The following is a 19,427-nucleotide window of genomic DNA, read 5'->3' on the forward strand; positions in this document are numbered from 1 at the left end:
GACCAGAGCCATTCCTCCCACCGATCCCGCAAGACCAAGCCCCGCTCGATGAAGCGGGGCTTGGTTTTTCCGCGCCGTGGTAGCGTCGGGATGGATGGCCGTCGTGCCGTTTGAAAGTCCGATCTCGGTGATGTTGGGCCGAAAAGCCTGACGCTACCGGATTGAAGGTTGTGTGGACTACGTGCCGGGGATGTCTCGATCGGCCCCGCGTCCGCGCATGTAGGCCTGGGGGCTGCATCCCATCCCGGTCCGGAACGCGTACACGAAGGCCGAGGTCGAGCCGTAGCCGAGCTCCAGGGCCGTGCGGGTCACGTCCAGGCCGCCGCCCATGAGCTCGATCGCCTTGAACAGCCGCAGGCGCCGCCGCCAGGAGCGCAGGCTCATGCCCACCTCCGCCTCGAAGCGGCGCGCGAGCGTCCGTTCCGACATCCCGAGCTCCCGGCCCCATTCTTCCGGCCCGCGCGGGTCGGCCGGGTCCGCGTAGAGCGCCTCGCACAGAGCCGTCAGGGATGCTTCCCCACGCGGCCACGGGAGCGCGCCCGGGAGGGGCTGCGCCCGCCGGAGCTGGTCGAGGATCAGGTCGGTCACGCGGCCGGCATAGCCGTCACGATCCTCCTCGCCCTCGATGGCGGTGGCCTCCACGACGAGAGCCTTCAGCAGCGGCGTGACGCCGAACACGGTCGGGCTCGCGGGCAGGCCGTGGCCGGCCTCATCGGCGATCCAGAGGCTGCGGAACTCGGCCCCGAGCAGGGACCCGACCCGGTGTGGCAGGCCTGTCGGCAGCCAGACGGCCTGCTCCGGCGAGATCACGAAGGAGTGTCCCTCCACCGCCACCGTCAGCACGCCGGAGATCGCGTACACCATCTGGTGCCAGCGATGGGCATGTTCGGGAAAGGAGTGACGGGCCGGGATCGACTGCGCACGCACGGTGATCGGCCGGGGTGGCGCAAGGCCGGGTGGCGCCTGGACCGTCTCCCAGGTCATGGTGGCCTCCAGTTTGTCAGTTATTCTACAGAGTTTGACGGATTATCAAAATACGGCCAAGCGGAAATCGCGTATAGACGTCTCGAACACGTGCGGACGCCCGCCGATCCTAAAACGAGGAACCCGCGATGACGCACTTCGACAGCCGTGGCCTGCCACTCTCCACCACGTCCGACCGTGCGGCCGAACGCTACCGACACGGCGTTGACCTGCTCCTCTCGGCTTGGCCCGGCGCTGCGGAGGTTTTGGACGAAGCCATCGCGGCCGACCCCGATTTCGCTCTCGCCCACGCGGCCCGTGCCCGCCTGCACGCCATCCGGGCCGAACTGGCCAAGGCCAAGGCGCGGATCGCAACGGCGGAAGAGATCGTCGCGCGCCATGGGACCGAGCGGGAGCGCAGCCATGTGGCGACCCTGGGGCTGGCCGTCAACGGCCAGTCGGCAAAAGCCCTGGAGCGGGCGCTCGCGCATGCCGACGCCTGGCCGCGCGACGTCCTGATCCTGTCGCTGCCGCTCGGCGCCTTCGGGCTCTTCGCCTTCTCCGGCATGGCGGACCACGACCAGGCGCGGGTCGATCTCTGCGAGCGCCATGCCCGGCACTTCGACGCCGACGATTGGTGGTTCCTCACCTACCGGGGCTGGTCGCACGCCGAGAACGGCAACGTCGCGCACGGCCGGGTCCTGACACAGCGCGGCTACGACCTGCGCCGAAACAACGCCAACGCGGCGCACGCGCTCTCGCACGCCCTATACGAGGGCGGCGCGCACCACGAAGCCGAGAAGCTGATCGCGGAGTGGCTGCCGAGCTACGACCGCACCGGCACTCTCCACGGCCACATCGCCTGGCACTCGGCGCTGGGTGCCCTGGAGCGGGGTGATCCGGAGGGAGCGCTGGCGATCTACGCGGAGTATATCCAGCCTTCGGTGACGGCCGGGATGCCGGTCAATGTGGTCAGCGACACCGCCTCGTTCCTGTGGCGGCTGAAAGCCTACGGCCACAGCGTGCCGGCAGGGCTGTGGGAGGACGCGGCGTCATATTCAGCGGGCTACTTCCAGAAGGCGGGCTTCGCCTTCGCCGATGTCCATATGGCTCTTCTCGCGGCAGCGATCGGCGACAAGCCTGCCGTCGAAGAGCGCGTGAAGTCTCTGATGGGCCTGATCGAGATGGGTGCGTTGCCTGCGGGCCCGGTGGTGCCGGCGATCTGCCGCGCCGCTCTCGCCTTCGCGGAGGAGGACTACGCGGCCTGCGCCCGCATCCTGGAGCCGGTCGCGGCCGAGGTCGTGCGCATCGGCGGCAGCGGCGCTCAGCGCGAGATGATCGAGGACATGCTGCTGCTGGCCCTGATGCGCAGCGGCGAGACCGTGAAGGCCGGCGAGTTGCTCGACCGCCGCCTGCACCGCCGTCCATCGTCGCGCGACGCGCGCTGGCACGGCCTGCTCGCCGCCTGAGGAGCACGATGTCACACGCTGATGCCAATGTGGCGGCCGGGGTCATGCCCGTGGTCCGCACCGGGGATGTCGATGTCTGGAAGCTCGCGATCGCGCAGGCGCTGGCCGGCGCCAACTCGGCGGTCGTGTACGCCACCGGCGCCATCGTCGGCAGCATGCTGGCCCCGAGCCAGGCGCTGGCGACGCTGCCGATCTCGATCTTCGTGGTGGGAATGGCGGCCTGCACGCTGCCGGCCGGCGCCATCGCCCGCCGCCACGGCCGCCGCGCCGCGTTCCTGACCGGGACGGGATGCGGCGTGCTCACTGGGCTCTTGGCGGCGCTCGCGGTCGTGCTCGGCTCGTTCTGGCTGTTCTGCTTGGGCACGTTCTTCGGCGGAGCCTATGCCGCCGTGGTGCTCTCGTTCCGCTTTGCCGCCGCTGACTGCGTTCCGGCAGCCCGTCGCCCGCGAGCCTTGTCCGCCGTGATGGCGGGCGGAGTGTTCGCCGGAGTCATCGGTCCGCAGCTCGTCACCTACACCATGGACCTGTGGCAACCCTACCTGTTCGCAGCGACGTTTCTGGCACAGGCCGCTGTTGCGGCGGTGTCCGCTCTCGTCCTGCTCGGCGTCCGGGTGCCGATGCCGACCGCCGCGGAGGTGGCCGGCGGCCGTCCGCTCGGCGCCATTATGCGCCAGCCCCGTTTCATCACGGCGGTGATCTGCGGGATCGTCTCGTACACGCTCATGAACTTCATCATGACGGCCGCGCCTTTGGCGATGCGCCTGTGCGGCCTGTCGCAGGAAGCGTCGAATCTCGGCCTGCAATGGCACATCATCGCGATGTATGCTCCGGGCTTCTTCACGGGGCGTCTGATCACGCGCTTCGGCGCGCCGCGCGTCGCGACCGCTGGATTGACCCTGACGGCTGTCTCCGCCGCCATCGGGCTGATGGGCGTGGATGTGATGCATTTCTGGCTGACCCTGATCCTGCTTGGGCTGGGCTGGAACTTCGGCTTCGTCGGCGCCTCGGCGCTCGTGCTGGAGTGTCACCGTCCCGAGGAACGGACGCGGGTGCAGTCGCTCAACGACTTCCTGGTGTTCGGCACGATGGCCGTGGGCTCCTTCTCGTCCGGCAGCCTGCTGACAGCCTACGGATGGGACACGGTCCTCTGGGTGTCGTTCCTGCCCCTCGCGGTGGCGGCTGCGGCCCTTGTTGTCACCGCATCGTCCCGCGCCGGTCGCGTGGCGGGCTGATCATCGTGCGGCATGACGGGGTGTGGCCGCAAGCGGACTTCTGCCGCTGCCACTGAGGCCCCCATGCATCGGTGGGCCCTTGGGCGAGACCCTGCACACAAGGACTCGCAGGCGGCGGTTGAAACCAAACGCGAAAAGCCCCGCCCTCCGGCGGGGAGGGCGGGGCTTTGATGGAATCCTCGGCCCGAACGGACGGCCGAGGCGATGCGGATCAAGAGCCCCGGCGAGAGCCGAACGTCCATACCGGGAACAGCTGTCGTGCGGTCTGGAAGTCGGACTCCAAATGGCCAGAGATCGCGGAATTCCGGCTGAGAACATTCACCGTACTCAGGCCACGGGAACGAAGGCGCGCGTTTCCGGCAGAAAACATCGACTCGATTCGTCGAAATGGCTGACCTTCGCGGGGGTGATTTGCCGAAAAGGCTGACTCTACGAACCGTTGGTTGCAGCGGTCATCGTGCCGGATTGCGGTGGCCCATCGAGATCGGTTCAGAAATCCATGATGCCCCTCCGCAACCAGCAATGTGCTGATGCAGTCTCCTATCCGCCGAACCGTTGGCCTCCTCGACGTCCGGTACCGGATTTTGGACGGGCGACGCGTCTGCGCGTTGCTGCCTTCAGGAGCTTGCGGAAGGTTGGGCATTCCAGGTGAGACGGGGCTGGACATTCGGCGACGTGCCGAAGGGCATCCCGCAGCACCCGCAAGTCAAGCATCTGCCGCTGCAAATCATCCGCCTTGGCATGCAACTGATCCCGGGGGATGTCGGGCCGGCCGTCCTTCCCGAACATGCCCGCGATCTCGGCGAGGGAGAAGCCTGCCATCTTGCCGAGCTCGATCAGGGACAGATTCAAGAGGACGTCGGCATCGAATTGCCGCCGCAGCCCATGTCGGGTGATCGATCGGATCAAGCCGATATCCTCGTAGTAGCGCAGCGTCGAGGGCGGCACGCCCGATCGTTCGGCAACCTCACCGATATCCATCATTCCTGTGCTTGACCTCAAGTTGGCTTGAAGTCGTAGCCTCTCTCGAATCGTCAATTGGATCAAGAGGCACCCTATGACCATCGCTGCAATCGCAAGGCAGACACAGGTTTGGCGAGACCCGCGAGCGATCGCGCTGCTGATGGCGGCGTCGCTCACGACCATGGCCAATGCCACGATCAGTCCCGCGCTCCCTGGGCTTGAGCGTCTGTTCGCGGATGATCCGAATGCTGGGATGCTGGTGCGCCTGCTGGTGCCCGCCCCCTCGATCAGCGTCGCCATCTTCGCGCCATTCGCCGGTCTCATCGCTGATCGCTACGGTCGGCGTCGGATGCTCCTTGCCGGGGTCATCCTCTTCGTGATCGCCGGATGCGCGGGGTTGTTCCTTCCCGACCTGCCAACCATCTTTGCCAGCCGTCTCGCCTTGGGGCTGGCTGTCGCCCTCATCATGACGGCGCAGACAGCACTCATCGGCGACTACTTCACCGGCAGCGACCGGAGCGCGTTGTCGGGACTTCAGATATCGGCCCGGAACTTCGGGGGGCTCGTGTTCATCACCCTGGCGGGATGGTTCGCGGCGATCTTGCCGCGTCTGCCCTTCGTCATCTATGGAGTTGCGGCGCTCTTCCTGCCGTTGATGTGGAAGGTCATTGTCGAACCGCAACGGACCTCTCCGGTTCCTGGTGCCAGGCAGGAGGACAACGCCCCAGAGCGGTCATCATGGGGCCTCGTCTTGGCGTTGCTCGTGCTTCTCCAGGCGGCGACGAACATGATCTTCTTCGTGATGCCGACCCAGTTGTCGTTTTTCTTCGAAGCGGCGGGCTACAGCAGCCCAGTGATGACCGGCGCGGCGCTCGGCATCCTGATGCTCTCCGGTGGCAGCCTCGCGCTGCTGTATGGCCGGGTCCAGCGGGCGATCGGTTACGTCGGGGTCTTCGCTCTGGGCTATGGTACGATGGCACTTGGTTTCGTGTTGCTGGCCGTTGCGGCGACGCCCCTGGCCTGGTTCGTAGGCGCCGCGGCCGTCGGCGCAGGCTATGCATTGGTTTCGCCGAGCTTCGTGACCCTTGCCTTGGGGCTTGCTCCGCTCCCGCGGAGGGGGACGGCGGGCGGTATCCTGACCGCTTCCGTGTTCATCGGCCAATTCTGTTCGCCGCTCCTGAGCACGCCCTTGGTCACGGCATACGGTTACGAGGGGCTGTTCCACCTCACATCATTGCTAGCCGCCGCGATGGCCGCCGCGGCGGCCTTGAAAGGCTGCGCGATGAAACTTCAGGCGGTGAAACGCGGAATCTCACCGATGGAGTGGCGTGATACGGCCCAACAAGGGCCAGCTCCCGGGACGAATTCCAGGGAATGACGCCTTTGGGCACGAGGCGGAAGTAGACCAAGGGCCGGCGATGCGGTGACAAGCGGACCTTCAATGCAGCTCTGTAGTATTCATCGCACGACCGGGCATTGGACAGCGTCCACGCACTCCAGGGACTCGAAAGGCGGCCATCGCGGCCAGACGCAAGAAGCCCCGCGTTCCGCCAGGGAGCGCGGGGCTTCAATCGAATCATTAGCCTGACATGGTCATGGATGCCTCGACCGCCCATGCAACCGAAAGATGTGCAGCGCGAAGAGGCAGGCTTTTCGCCGATTCGAGTCAGGATACCCCCGGTTCGAGCCAGACTTCAAGACCGGGGGACAACAGCCTGCCCCTTACACGTCGAGGTTCGCCACCGAGAGAGCATTCTCCTGGATGAACTCGCGGCGGGGCTCGACGACGTCGCCCATGAGCTTCACGAACAGGTCGTCGGCGTCGGTGGTGTCCTTCACCTTCACCTGAAGCAGCGAACGCACGTCGCGGTCGAGGGTGGTCTCCCAGAGCTGCTGGGCGGTCATCTCGCCGAGACCTTTGTAGCGCTGGAGCTGCAGGCCCTTGCGGCCCGACGCGATGACGGCGTTGAACAGCGAGAGCGGCCCATCGATCTGCATCTCGTCGTTCTTGCGGACCAGCCTCGCGGGCTTGGCATAGACGTCCTGCAGGGACTTGGCGCGCTCGTCGAGCTTCTTGGCCTCCTGGCTGGCGATCAGCGCCTGATCGAGAACGGCCGTCTGCGTCACGCCGCGCACGGTGCGCGAGAAGACGTACCCGCCCTCGCTCACCTCGCCCGTCCAGCCGCGCTCGAGTTCTTCCGAGATCGCGTCGAGGCGGGTTGCGATGTAGGCGGCCGCCGCAGGGCCGCGCTCGGGATCCTCGACCACGTCGGGACGCAAGGCGCCGGCAATCGCCGCCTGCTCGACGGCCTTGCGGTTGTAGCGCGTGTGCAGGTTGTTCAGCACCTGACGCACGAGCCGCGCCTCGTCGATCAGGCCCTTCAGCTGATCACCCTGGAATTCCACGCCGGATTCGAGCCTGAGAGAGGCGCTCTCGATGCCTGCGTCGATGAGGAAGTCTTCCAGCGCGCGCTCGTCCTTGAGATAGATCGCCTGCTTGCCGCGGGTCGCCTTGTAGAGCGGCGGCTGCGCGATGTAGAGATGCCCGCGCTCGATCAGCTCCGGCATCTGGCGGAAGAAGAACGTGAGCAGCAACGTACGGATGTGCGAGCCGTCCACGTCCGCGTCCGTCATGATGATGACGCGGTGGTAGCGCAGCTTGTCGAGGTTGAACTCCTCGCGGCCGATGCCCGTGCCGAGCGCGGTGATCAGCGTGCCGATTTCCTGCGACGACAGCATCTTGTCGAAGCGGGCGCGCTCGACGTTGAGGATCTTGCCGCGCAAGGGCAGCACGGCCTGGAAGGCGCGGTCGCGGCCCTGCTTGGCGGAGCCGCCGGCGGAATCGCCCTCCACGAGGATGAGTTCGCATTTCGACGGATCGCGCTCCTGGCAATCGGCGAGCTTGCCGGGCAGCGACGCGATGTCGAGCGCTCCTTTCCGGCGGGTGAGCTCGCGTGCCTTGCGGGCGGCCTCTCGCGCGGCGGCGGCTTCCACCACCTTGCCCACGAGGGTGCGGGCTTCCTGCGGGTGCTCCTCGAGCCAGTTGTTGAGCGCCTCGTTGACCACGTTCTCGACGGCGGGGCGCACCTCGGAGGAAACGAGCTTGTCCTTGGTCTGGGACGAGAACTTCGGATCGGGCACCTTCACGGACACGACGGCGGTCAGGCCCTCGCGGCAATCGTCGCCGGTGAGAGAAACCTTTTCCTTCTTCGTCAGGCCGGAGGATTCCGCATAGCCGTTCACCTGGCGGGTGAGCGCCGCGCGGAAGCCCGCGAGGTGCGTGCCGCCATCCCGCTGCGGGATGTTGTTGGTGAAGCACAGCACGTTCTCGTGATAGGAGTCGTTCCACCAGAGCGCCACTTCCACCCCAATGCCGTCCTTCTCCGAGCGGATCATGACGGGCTGCTGGATCAGTGGGGTCTTGGCACGGTCGAGGTAACGCACGAAGGCTTCCACGCCGCCCTCGTACATCAGCTCCTCGCGCTTGTGCTCCGCATGGCGCTTGTCGGTGAGGATGATGCGCACGCCCGAGTTCAGGAACGCCAGCTCGCGCAGGCGATGCTCGAGGGTGCTGTAGTCGAACTCCACCATGGTGAAGGTTTCAGGCGACGGCGTGAAGGTCACCTCCGTGCCGCGCCTGTCCGGCGCATCGCCGACCACGGCGAGCGGCGCCACGGCGTCGCCGTGGCGGAACTCCATGAAGTGTTCCTTGCCGTTGCGGAAGATGCGCAGCTTGAGCGAGGTGGACAGCGCGTTCACCACCGACACGCCCACCCCGTGCAGGCCGCCGGAGACCTTGTAGGAATTCTGGTCGAACTTACCGCCCGCGTGCAGCTGGGTCATGATGACCTCGGCCGCCGAGACGCCTTCTCCGGGATGGATGTCGGTCGGGATGCCGCGGCCGTTGTCGGTGACCGTCACCGAGCCGTCGGCGTTGAGCGTGACGGTGACTTCGGTCGCGTGACCGGCCAAAGCCTCGTCGATGGCGTTGTCCACCACCTCGTAGACCATGTGGTGGAGGCCCGAGCCGTCATCGGTATCACCGATATACATGCCCGGCCGCTTGCGCACCGCATCAAGGCCCTTGAGCACCTTGATCGATTCCGCGCCATAGGCGTCGGCATTCACGTTGATAGCAGGTTCGGCCATTTGGGATCCTTGCAAGGCGCGGCGAAAAGGATCAGAGGCGCGCCAGGGTTTTGATTCGTCAGATCAGATATTTAGTGACGATCCGTTGAAATTTCACCCCCACGCGCCTACGCGCGCGTGAAAAGGGGCACAAAAATCCACGAAAAAGTGCCGCCTCAGGGCTGATGAGGGGCGGTTCTTTGCCTCAGGAGGTGCCGGAGGCTCCTCAGCGCGAGAAGGCCGAAAACGAGCGCCGGCGTTCCCCAAATCGGACCGGCCTGCTCGACCATCACGCCGGCTTGCGGATCGTAACAGCGGCCAAGCTCGTTGAAACAGTCCCGCCAGCGCCAGTAACGCTCGTGGAAAGCCAGGGCGCAGGCCAGGCTGAGCCCGAGCCAGAGCAGAAGCCGGACGATCCTTACGGATGGCCTCACCGGGCCGCGACGGCTGCCGCTGCGCCCGCCATGACGGCTCCCGTGAAGCGGTTGAGGATCCGGATGGCGCCGGGGCTGGTGAAGAGCCGGCGCGCCCGGGTTGCGAGCAGGATGTAGCCGCCGAAGACCACCGCCAGCACGCTCAGGGTGGCGAGAGCCAGCTCCGCAAAGCCCAGAACCGTGATCTGCGTGAGGTCGAGGAAGGTGGGCAGGAGGGCGAGGTAGAACACCATGGTCTTCGGGTTGCCCAGAGTCAGCGCCAGCCCGCCCAGCAGAAGCCTGGCCGGGTGCTCGGCCCTCTCCTCGGCCTTGACCTCTCGCGCCATGGCGGGCGCCGTCCAGAGCTTGTAGGCGAGATAGAGCAGATAGGCCGCACCGGCGTATTTGATGATCAGGAAGACCTCATGGAAGGCTTGGGCCAGGGCGGCGAGCCCCAGAACCGCAAAGGTCAGCCACACCACGTCGCCCAGGGCGATCCCGATGCTGAACGGCACGGCTTCCGCCGGACCCCGTCCCAGCACCCGCGCCACGATGGCGGCGATGCCCGGCCCCGGGGAAGCCGCGGCGATGAAGAGGGCTGACGAGAACAGAATGAGGCCCGCGGGTTCCATGGCGATCACTCAAGCATCGGACCCGCTTTTGGATCCAATGCTTCCTCTCTAAGCTGGCGCATCGTTGAGCGCGAAAAACCGGATCCACTTTTTCGCACGATGCGCTGACGAAGGAAATGCTGTTGCGCCTCCTTCATACGCCGGAACGGCCCCGGAGACCATTAACGTCTTGTGATGGGTTCGATCACGCCGGGCGAGACCTGCAGCAGATCCGCCCGGCCTTCGAGTTCGGCGAAGAGGCCCGGATCCGCCCCCGTCATCCAGACCTGACCGCCTAAGGATTCCAGCGCCGCAAAGAGGCCCGCGCGGCGGCGCGGGTCGAGATGGGCCGCGACCTCGTCGAGCAGCACGAAGGGCGCGATGCCGCTCATGCTGGCGACCAGCCGCGCATGAGCGAGCACCAGGCCGATGAGAAGCGCCTTCTGCTCGCCCGTGGAGGCGGTGCTGGCGGCAATGTCCTTGGGCCCGTGGCGCACCAGCAGGTCGGACGCCTGCGGACCGACCAGGGTCCGGCCGGCGGCGCGGTCACGCGCGCGGTTGTCGCGTAGGATGGCCCGGTAGCGATCCTCCGCGTCGACGGCCGGGAGCGTGGCGAGCAGGGTGTCGATCTCGCCCTCGAGGCCCATCGTGGCGAAGGGGAAGGGGGATTCCTCCTCGCGCGTCTCCAGAATCAGCTGGCTCAGCCGCTCCACGGTCTCCCGTCGCGCTGCGGCGACCGCGATGGCGAGTTCCGCGACCTCGCGCTCCAGGGCATCGAGCCAGAGCCGGTCGTCCGGGTTCTCCTCAAGCACCCGATTGCGGGAGCGCAGGGCCCGTTCCAGCGCATTCACGCGGGTGCCGTGCTCCGCATCGACCGCGAGCACCAGGCGGTCGAGGAAGCGGCGGCGGTCGCCGGCGGGGCCGCGAAACAGCGCATCGAGATCGGGCGTGAGCCAGACGACCCGCAGGAACTCGGCGAAGGCCGTTGGCGACGAGGCGGCCATGCCGTCGATGCGGCACAGGCGGGAGGCGCGGGCCGTCTCGCCGGGCGGCTCGATTCCCGTGCCGAGGCGATGCTCGCCGTAAGGAGCGTCCAGGGTGAGCGAGACGGCGAACGAGCCCGGACCGCCTTGGCGTGCCATGTCGCCGAGCTCCGCACGGCGAAGGCCGCGTCCGGGCATGAACAGGGAGACCGCCTCCAGCACGTTGGTCTTGCCCGCGCCGTTCTCGCCCACGAGCGCCACGAGCTGGCGCGACACGGCGAGATCCAGGCTCGCATAGGTGCGGAAATCCTGGAGAATCAGGCGGACGATTCGGGAGGCGGCGACGGGAGCGGAGGACATGTGCTCCCTTCTTTCAGGAGCGGGCGCGAAAGATCAAGCGTCGGCACGGCCAAACGTGGTTTGAATGGTCGTGGGGCAGGCGCCAAGTCTGTTCCAATGTCTTATCCTCATCCTGAGGAGGCGCGGAGCGCCGTCTCGAAGGAGGTTCCAGGGAGCACTGGAGGCTCCTTCGAGACGCAGCCTGAAGGCTGTTCCTCATGATGAGGTTCGTGTTTGCTGAAACGAAAATCACCGGCACAAGGCCGGTGATGAAAGAGCTCTGTCCTGACAGCGATCCCGGATTCTGCTGCGCAGCTCCGAGATGGCACTTGCGGGAGGAATCAAACGCGCATCGGCATCAGAACGTAGAGCGCGGTTGCGCCCTCGCGATCCTGGATGACGGTGGGCGAGCCGGGATCGGCGAGCTTGAACAGGGCGGTATCGCCGTCGAGCTGGGCCGTGATGTCGAGGAGATAGCGGGCATTGAAGCCGATATCGATCGGGGCGGCATCGTAATCGACTTCGATCTCTTCCGTTGCGCTGCCCGAATCCGGGTTGTTGACGGTCAGCGTCAGGCGTCCCTCGGCGAGCGCCAGCTTCACGGCGCGGCCGCGCTCCGAAGAGATGGTGGAGACGCGGTCCACGGCCTTGGCGAAGTCGCCGCGCTCGACGACGAGGATCTTGTCGTTGCCGGCCGGAATGACGCGCTGGTAATCGGGGAAGGTGCCGTCGATGAGCTTGGAGGTCAGCACCACGCCGTCGAAGGTCAGGCGCACCTTCGCCGGGGACAGCTCGACCGTGACGTTTTCCGAACCGTCCTCGACGAGCTTGACGATTTCGGCCACGGCCTTGCGGGGGATGATCACGCCGGGCATGCCCTCCGATCCGGCGGGGGCGGGAAGCTCCACGCGGGCGAGGCGGTGGCCGTCGGTGGCAACCGCGCGCATCGTGAGCGAGCCGCCCACGTCCAGCGTGTGGAGATAGATGCCGTTGAGATAGTAGCGGGTCTCCTCCGTCGAGATCGCAAACTGGGTCTTCTCGATCAGACGCTTGAGGTCGCTTGCCGCCAGCGTGAAGCGGTGCGGAAGGTCGCCCGCCGCGAGATCCGGGAAGTCGCTTTCCGGCAGCGCCTGCAGCAGGAAGCGCGAGCGGCCCGAGCGGATCTGCATCTGGCCCACATCCGCGGTCATCTCCAGGGACACCTGCGCGCCGTCGGGCAGTTTTCGCACGATGTCGTAGATCATGTAGGCCGGCACCGTGGTGGAACCTGCCTCCGTGATCTCGGCCGGGATCGTCTCCGTGACCTCGATGTCGAGGTCGGTCGCGCGCAGGCGCAGGGAGCCCTCCTCGCCGCGCAGAAGCACGTTCGACAGGATCGGGATGGTGTTGCGGCGCTCGACGACGCGGTGCACGTGCCCCAGCGCCTTCAAAAGAGCGGCGCGCTCAACAGTAACTCTCATAACGCGACACCTATTGTCGGTGAAATTCTTGGCCCATCACCGGCGTGACAAGCGAGGCGGCAAGATTGGCGTTTGTTGCCGCAGAAAGCAAGGCCGCAGGTTCCTGCCTGCTCCGAAGGAGCCCTCGCCCCCCTGGAAGCGCTTATTCCTGCAGCATCCGCTTGAGGAGCTCGACCTCGTCGGAGAGCGCGTGATCCTCGCCCAGGGCCTTCTCGATCTTGCGCACCGCATGGAGCACGGTGGTGTGATCACGTCCGCCGAAGCGGCGGCCGATCTCCGGCAGGGAGCGGAGCGTCAGCACCTTGGACAGGTACATGGCGATCTGTCGCGGCCGCACCACGGCGGCGGTGCGGCGCTCGGAGAGGATGTCCGATCGGGAGACGTTGTAGCGCGAGGCGACGAGCTTCTGGATGTCCTCGATCTTCACGCGCTTGGGTTCGCGGTTGCGCACGAGGTCGCGGATCGCGGTCTCGGCGGTCTCGAGGGTGATGGCGGAGCCGGTGAGGGTGGCGTGCGCCAGGAGGCGGTTCACCGCGCCTTCGAGATCGCGACCGTTCGCCGTGATCGAGCGGGCCACATAGGCGATGACGCTCGGGCCCACCTCGAAGGTGGGGTGAATGGTTTTCAGCGCCTCGATCCGGGTGGAGAGAATCGAGGTGCGAAGGGCCTCGTCCAGGGCCGTGACCTCGACCACGAGGCCGCCCGCCAGGCGTGAGCGCACGCGTTCGTCCAGGTTCTCCAGGTCTGCCGGCGGCCGGTCGGCCGCGATCACGATCTGGCGGCCCGCATCGATGAGGGCGTTGAGCGTGTGGCCGAATTCCTGCTGGATCTGCTTGCCCTGGATGAACTGCACGTCGTCGATGATGAGCAGGTCGATGCCGCGCAGGCGCTCCTTGAAGGCGAGCGACGTCTGCGCCTTCAGGGATGCCACGAAGCCGTACATGAAGCGGTCGGCGGTGAGATAGATGACACGGCGGCCTTGCGTGCGCATCTCATGGCCGATGGCGTGAAGCAGATGGGTTTTGCCGAGGCCCACCCCCGCGTGGAGATAAAGCGGATTGTAGATCACCTGGCCGTTGGGGGCATGGGCCACCCGGTCGGCGGCGGCATGGGCCAGCGCATTGGAGCGGCCGACGATGAAGCTTTCGAAGGTCAGTCGCGGATCGAGCGGAGCGCCGCCGAGATCGGAGTTCTCGGTCCGCTCCTCCTGCGGGAGCGGCAGGGATGGGGCCTTGGGCTCGGTGGCCTGGGCCGTCGTCATCGGAGCCGGCGTGCTCGGACGGGAGGTCTCGTTGGGACGGCGCTGGGGAGACGCCTCGCGGCCGAGAGTGTTGCGCACGCCGATCACGACGCGCTCCACATCCTTGGCTTCCGAACGATAGACCGACAGGACGCGGTCGGCGTAATGGGACTCGATCCAGCTTTTCAGAAAACGGGTGGGCACCGTCAGATAGGCGCAGCCGTCCAGCACCGAATCCAGCTCGAGGCGGCCGAACCAGCTGGCAAAGATGTCCTCGCCCAGCTCGGCCCGCAGACGGCGCTTCACCCGCGCCCAGACATCCGCTGCCGTTGGCTCGCCTGAAGCCTCCATGCCGCTCTCATTGGCAGCGGCAAAGGTGCGATGGTCCTCGCTGCGATACATCAAATTCCCTCCACGAGGTCTCGCCGAACTTGGCTGAAACCCCCACGCATGACCCGTTCTGAACAGACAATCAGCCCTGGTTCACAGGTTGTTCAGAACGTGGCGCCCCCAATTGTACTAAAGATTATCAAGCTGCTTCTAAGTCGAGACGATCTGAAAGCGCCGTCTCTTGGACATCTCTTCAAGCTCAACCAAGTCTACCCCTGGGTAAGGGATATACTTTCGCCTGCTTCTTGTTGAACTGAAACAAAGCCCTAACCCCGTGGTTGTGTTCTATAGCTCAGGACCTGAAAGGATGACTTAACGGCAAGCCGTTGAAGCAACATGACCTTATACAGGCTGGGGGATGGTCCGCAACATGGTCGAGTCAACAGGCGCCCGGGGATGATCCCCAAAACGACCCACAGACCCGTCCACAGGTTTTGGGGTGCGGCGATAAAGTCCTGACTCTTCAACTGATTCACAATGTCGCCCCGGCTCGTTCCGGCTCGCGAAAAAAGCTTGTTCCGCAACCTTGATTCAGCGCCGATTCGGGCCGACTCGCGATGTGATTCCGATGCTTCGCGAACCTTTGCCTGCTAAGCTATTGAACGTTCTGGGCATTTCATGTGCATTTCGATTCCTGCTCGCGGACGTGCTCACCCCGCTTTTCCGGCTTAAAGTCAAGCTCGCGTGTGGATAAGAGCGCGCCGGAAAAACGACGCTCGAAGCGGTGCTGAAATTGCGCCCTTGCACGCCGGTTCCCGTGACGGCGAGCCGCTGCTCAGGCGAGCCGACCGGGGTCTTCTCACGGATGCCGATCCGGCGAGGAACGGCCGCGGCCTGTCCGAAGGACTCGAGCATCGGACGTGAAAAGGGGAATCCACTTCTGGGATCCAATCCGATGCTCCACTCTCGGGAGAGCGCATCGTTCGGGCAGACCCAAAGGGCCATGCTCGTGAAAACCGGGTCCGCTTCTCGCTGACGTGGCCCTCTGGATCTTGAGGCCGAGGCGCAGGCTCTGGGCTCGGCTTCGAATCCGGTGGCGAGCGTGCCGCGAGGCAACAAAAAACCCGGCCATCGGGCCGGGTTCGATGATCGTCGATCCGTCTGGAGTCGATCAGGCGCTCAGAGCCTTGATGCGGCTCGTCAGGCGCGACACCTTCCGGGAGGCGTTGTTCTTGTGCACGATGCCCTTCTGGGCGGCGCGCATCATCTCCGGCTCGGCGGCGCGAAGAGCGGCAAAGGCTTCGGTCTGATTGCCGGAGGCGATCGCCTCCTCGACCTTGCGCACGAAGGTCCGCATGCGGCTGCGGCGCGACTTGTTGATCGCGGTGCGCTTCGCAATCTTGCGGGTCATCTTCTTGGCGGACACGGTGTTGGCCATGGCCAATCCTCGTTTGTTAAAGTCCGACGCGACAAGCCCGGCTTGGAGCCCCGTCAGCGACCGGTTGATGAATGGAAACCGAAGAGCCCGCGGGACGCGCGGGCTCGTGTGGGGCGGCTTATAGACGTGATCCCGGAGAACGTCAATGTCCGTGGGCCTTTGCGCGTCAAAAAAGCGCCTGGAGGCCTCTGACGATTCCCTCCGGCAGCAGGTGCCGCCAGGGATTGGCGGGATCGAGAAGGAGCCGCAGGGCCATCGCGGCCGAGACCAGCACCAGGAGCGGCCGGATGATCCGGCTCCCCAGCCGCATGGCGAGCCGCGAGCCCACCTGCGCCCCGAGGAAGGAGGCTCCGGCCATGACGAGCCCCACGGGCCAGACGACGGCTCCGGTGGCGGCATAGAGAAGGAGGCTGCCCAGGTTGCTCGCCAGGTTCAGGAGCTTGGTATGGGCGGTGGCCCGCACGACCCCGTAGCCGAGGAGGGTCACGAAGGCGAGCATGTAGAAGGAGCCCGCGCCCGGTCCGAAGATGCCGTCGTAGAAGCCCACGGCCACCGGAGCCGTGACGCCGAAGGCAAGGGCTGTCATCCGGGCGTGCGCGTCCTCATCCTTCATCTTGCGGGACAGGGCGAAATAGAGCGCGATGGCGATCAGCAGCACCGGGATCAGGGTCTGGAGCACGGCTTGCGGCAGGAAGCGCACGCACAGCGCCCCCGCGATCCCGCTGACGAAGGCTACGCCCGTGAAGGCCCAGGCCTTGCGCCATTCGATCATCCCCCGGCGCCCGAAGGTGTAGGTGGCGGAGGCGGCCGCGACGGCGCCCTGCACCTTGTTGGTGGCGATGGCGCCCGCCGGGCTCATGCCCGCGAGCAGGAGGGCCGGCACCGTGAGGAGCCCGCCGCCGCCTGCAATGGAATCCACGAAGCCTGCAAAAAAAAGAGATCGCGGCGAGCGCCGCGATCATGTCGAAGCCGAACTCTGGCACGGTTACTGGTCTTTGAACTCGGCCGCGCGCTTTTCCACGAAGGCAGCCATGCCCTCCTTCTGGTCGGCGGTGGCGAACATGGCGTGGAAGACGCGCCGCTCGAAGCGGATGCCCTCGGAGAGGGACACCTCGTCGGCGCGGTTGACGGTTTCCTTCGTCATCATGGCAATGGGCAGCGACATGGACGCGATGGTCTCCGCCGTCTTCATAGTCTCTGTCATCAGGTCGGCCAGCGGCACCACGCGGGCCACCAGGCCGGAGCGCTCGGCCTCCTCGGCGCCCATCATGCGGCCCGTCAGGCACATCTCCATGGCCTTGGCCCGGCCGATGAGGCGGGTGAGGCGCTGCGTGCCGCCCATGCCGGGCATGACGCCGAGCTTGATCTCGGGCTGCCCGAACCTGGCGTTGTCCGCCGCGATGATGAAATCGCACATCATGGCGAATTCGCAGCCGCCGCCGAGGGCGAAGCCCGCCACCGCCGCGATCATCGGCTTGCGGCGGCCGGCCACCTTCTCCCAGCCGGAGAAAAGGTTGTCGAGATAGATCTGCGGATAGGCCAGCGACGCCATCTCCTTGATGTCGGCGCCGGCGGCAAAGGCCTTCTCGGACCCGGTGACCACGATGCAGCCGATCTGCGGATCGGCCTCGAACGCGTCGAGCGCCAGGTTCACCTCGTTCAGGAGGGCCGCGTTGAGAGCGTTGAGCGCCTGGGGCCGGTTGAGGGTGATGAGCCCCACCTTGCCGCGCGTCTCGACGATGATCGTTTCATAGGCCATGTCGCCATCTCCGCTGTTCTTCCTCCCTGGGTTACGGGAGGCGGCGGAACTCGGCAAGCCCTATCGTCATCGCCCTTTCCTCATCTCCGGACCCATCTCCGGAGATGAGGGGCTAGAGCATCGGACCCAAAAGTGGATTTGCACTTTTGGGATTCGATCCGATGCTCCACTCCTGGGAGAGCGCATCGTTCGACGCGGAAAACCGGGTCCACTTTTCCGCACGATGCGCTAAGCGGATTATTCCACCACCTTCCGGTAAAGGTGCCAGGTCGCATGGCCCAGGATCGGCAGCACCACGGCCAGGCCGATGAAGAGCGGGATGAAGCCGATGGCGAGCGCCAGGGCGACGATCAGCGCCCAGACGAGCATGGGTCCCGGATTGGCGGCCACGGCCCTGAAGGAGGCGACGATCGCCGGGATCGCGCCCACGTCCCGGTCGAGCAGGAGCGGGAAGGAGATCACGCTCAGGCAGAACACGACGGCGCTGAAGACGAAGCCCACGGCGTTGCCGACAACGATGAGGGTCCAGCCGTTCCGGGTGGTGAAGACCTCCTGCAGGAAGGCGCTCATGGATTGAGGGGCGTGCCAGCCGAAGAGCGACTGATAGATTGCCTGCGCCGCCAGAATCCAGGCGATGAAGATCACCATCAGCAGAACGCCGAGGGCCGCGATGGAGCCGATCGCGTGTGAGCGGAAGACATTGGAGACGCTGCTCACGGACACCTCCTGCCCGCGCTCGCGCTCGCGGCTGATCTCGTAGAGCCCCACGGCCGCGAGCGGCCCGACCAGGGCAAAGCCCGACATGAGCGGGAAGAGAAGCGGCAGCATGTTGTTGCCGAACGCGAGCCCCGCGAAGAACACGCCGATGACCGGATACATCAGGCAGAGAAAGAACAGATGCGTCGGGGCGGCCCAGAAATCCGCCATGCCCCGCCTCAGGGCATCCATGAGATCGGAGAGGCCGATCCGGCGGATCGTGAGCTCCTCCGAAACGGGGTCTCTCCGAACGTGGGGAAGTGCGTCGAGCTTGGCCATGGCGGTTCCTCCTGAACCTTCCGTTCAAGCGGTCGCGAGCCTGTCATGCAGAAGATGCCGACGGGAGCGTCGCAACCTTCAGCCGGGAGGATGCAGGCTTTTTCGGGCTTTTTCGGGGAGGGCCGAGGACCGCCCGATCATATTACCGGGCGCGGTGCGGCTTCTGGCAGACCGGGCAATAGAAGGTGGAGCGGCCGGATTGCACGAGGCGCGCGACTGTGCCCGTGCATTCCGGCGTCACGCAGGGCTCCCCCTCCCGGTCGTAGACGCGGAAGGAATGCTGGAAATAGCCGAGGGAGCCGTCCACCTGGGCGTGATCCCGCAGGGTGGAGCCGCCCGCTTCCACGGCCTCCGACAGGACCTCGCGGATCACCTGCGCGAGCTGGTGCGCCTTGTCCGTCGGCTTGCCGGCCTTGGTGGCGAGCGCGCCCGCCGGGGCTTCGGGGTGCAGGCCGGTGCGGAACAGGGCCTCGCAGACATAGATGTTGCCGAGACCCGCGATGAGGCGCTGATCGAGGAGAGCGGCCTTCAGGGGCGCGCGCCTGCCAGCGAAGAGCCGGGCGATGGCCTCGCCCGAGAGTTCGTTGCCGAGGGGCTCGATGCCCATGCCGGCAAAATGCCGGCAGGTTTCGATCCCGGAGCGGGGAACGAGGTCCATGAAGCCGAAGCGGCGGGCGTCGTTGTAGGTGACGCTGGCTCCGTTCGACAGCGCGAAGACCACGTGATCGTGGGCGCCCAAGCCCCCATGCTCGTGGTGGAACTCCCCGGGCATCCGGGTTTCTCCCCCCTTCGTGACCAGGAAGCGGCCGGACATGCCAAGATGCATGATCAGAACGTCCCCGGAGGAGAGATCGGCCAGCAGATACTTGGCCCGGCGGCCGAGAGCCCTAACCTCCTGTCCTTCCAGACGCTCCGCGAAGCGTTCGGGGAACGGAAAGCGCAGGTCCGGGCGGCGTTGCACCACCTTGGTGAAGCGGGCGCCCACCATGGCGGGCTCCAGGCCCCGGCGCACGGTTTCGACTTCGGGCAGTTCAGGCATCAACCATCTCTTCGGTTCTTGGGCT

Annotated in this window: 16 protein-coding genes; 3 read left to right on the top strand and 13 right to left on the bottom strand. The window is 66.0% G+C overall.

The annotated features are described in order from the left end of the window. Positions 1-177: 177 nt before the first annotated feature. The gene (locus E4K09_RS15595; RefSeq protein WP_134498529.1) at positions 178-984 is read right to left on the bottom strand and encodes an AraC family transcriptional regulator; all 807 of its coding nucleotides are present in this window, start codon (positions 982-984) and stop codon (positions 178-180) included. Between the two features lie 128 nt (positions 985-1,112). On the opposite strand from E4K09_RS15595, the gene E4K09_RS15600 reads away from it, so the two are divergent. Then, positions 1,113-2,432, top strand: a complete 1,320-nt coding sequence (locus E4K09_RS15600; protein WP_134498531.1) for a tetratricopeptide repeat protein — start codon at positions 1,113-1,115, stop codon at positions 2,430-2,432. A gap of 8 nt (positions 2,433-2,440) precedes the next feature. Then, complete coding sequence (locus E4K09_RS15605; RefSeq protein WP_134498533.1) at positions 2,441-3,664, top strand: MFS transporter; 1,224 nt, start codon at positions 2,441-2,443, stop codon at positions 3,662-3,664. A 540-nt stretch (positions 3,665-4,204) separates the two neighbouring features. Here the strand turns inward: E4K09_RS15605 and E4K09_RS15610 are convergent. After that, positions 4,205-4,648, bottom strand: coding sequence for a helix-turn-helix domain-containing protein (locus E4K09_RS15610; RefSeq protein ID WP_134498535.1), 444 nt, complete (start codon positions 4,646-4,648; stop codon positions 4,205-4,207). Positions 4,649-4,721: 73 nt separating this feature from the next. Here E4K09_RS15610 and E4K09_RS15615 point away from each other — a divergent pair, with 73 nt between their 5' ends. Beyond that, on the top strand, positions 4,722-6,005 hold the full coding sequence (locus tag E4K09_RS15615; RefSeq protein WP_134498537.1) for an MFS transporter: 1,284 nt from the start codon (positions 4,722-4,724) through the stop codon (positions 6,003-6,005). Positions 6,006-6,349: 344 nt separating this feature from the next. On the opposite strand, the gene gyrB is transcribed toward E4K09_RS15615, so the two are convergent. The 11 genes from gyrB to mutM all read right to left on the bottom strand — a co-directional run bounded on the left by gyrB (position 6,350) and on the right by mutM (position 19,402). Next, positions 6,350-8,776 (bottom strand): DNA topoisomerase (ATP-hydrolyzing) subunit B, encoded by a 2,427-nt coding sequence (gene gyrB, locus E4K09_RS15620; protein WP_134498539.1) that lies wholly within the window; start codon positions 8,774-8,776, stop codon positions 6,350-6,352. A gap of 155 nt (positions 8,777-8,931) precedes the next feature. After that, entirely contained in the window at positions 8,932-9,189 is a 258-nt protein-coding gene (locus tag E4K09_RS29635) for a hypothetical protein (RefSeq protein WP_134498541.1), read from the bottom strand. After that, positions 9,186-9,800, bottom strand: a complete 615-nt coding sequence (locus E4K09_RS15630; RefSeq protein WP_134498666.1) for a LysE family translocator — start codon at positions 9,798-9,800, stop codon at positions 9,186-9,188. Before E4K09_RS15630 ends, E4K09_RS29635 begins: the two co-directional genes overlap by 4 nt. Before the next feature lie 161 nt (positions 9,801-9,961). Then, complete coding sequence (gene recF / locus E4K09_RS15635; RefSeq protein ID WP_134498543.1) at positions 9,962-11,122, bottom strand: DNA replication/repair protein RecF; 1,161 nt, start codon at positions 11,120-11,122, stop codon at positions 9,962-9,964. Positions 11,123-11,442: 320 nt separating this feature from the next. Next, positions 11,443-12,561: a DNA polymerase III subunit beta gene (dnaN, locus tag E4K09_RS15640; protein WP_134498545.1), complete on the bottom strand. Its 1,119-nt coding sequence runs from the start codon at positions 12,559-12,561 to the stop codon at positions 11,443-11,445. 142 nt (positions 12,562-12,703) lie between these two features. Next, positions 12,704-14,152, bottom strand: coding sequence for a chromosomal replication initiator protein DnaA (gene dnaA / locus E4K09_RS15645; protein WP_134498668.1), 1,449 nt, complete (start codon positions 14,150-14,152; stop codon positions 12,704-12,706). 1,150 nt (positions 14,153-15,302) lie between these two features. Further along, a complete protein-coding gene (gene rpsT, locus E4K09_RS15650) occupies positions 15,303-15,569 on the bottom strand; it encodes a 30S ribosomal protein S20 (protein WP_134498547.1) in 267 nt (88 codons plus the stop codon). Positions 15,570-15,735: 166 nt separating this feature from the next. Next, the gene (locus E4K09_RS15655) at positions 15,736-16,488 is read right to left on the bottom strand and encodes a TSUP family transporter (protein ID WP_166802349.1); all 753 of its coding nucleotides are present in this window, start codon (positions 16,486-16,488) and stop codon (positions 15,736-15,738) included. Between the two features lie 66 nt (positions 16,489-16,554). Beyond that, a complete protein-coding gene (locus E4K09_RS15660) occupies positions 16,555-17,328 on the bottom strand; it encodes an enoyl-CoA hydratase (RefSeq protein WP_134498549.1) in 774 nt (257 codons plus the stop codon). Between the two features lie 237 nt (positions 17,329-17,565). Next, on the bottom strand, positions 17,566-18,363 hold the full coding sequence (locus E4K09_RS15665; protein WP_134498551.1) for a DUF2189 domain-containing protein: 798 nt from the start codon (positions 18,361-18,363) through the stop codon (positions 17,566-17,568). A 142-nt stretch (positions 18,364-18,505) separates the two neighbouring features. Next, positions 18,506-19,402, bottom strand: a complete 897-nt coding sequence (gene mutM, locus E4K09_RS15670; RefSeq protein WP_134498553.1) for a bifunctional DNA-formamidopyrimidine glycosylase/DNA-(apurinic or apyrimidinic site) lyase — start codon at positions 19,400-19,402, stop codon at positions 18,506-18,508. Positions 19,403-19,427 lie beyond the last annotated feature (25 nt).

The sequence above is a fragment of the Microvirga pakistanensis genome, from assembly GCF_004458765.1.
GTDB classification, from domain to species: Bacteria; Pseudomonadota; Alphaproteobacteria; order Rhizobiales; family Beijerinckiaceae; genus Microvirga; species Microvirga pakistanensis.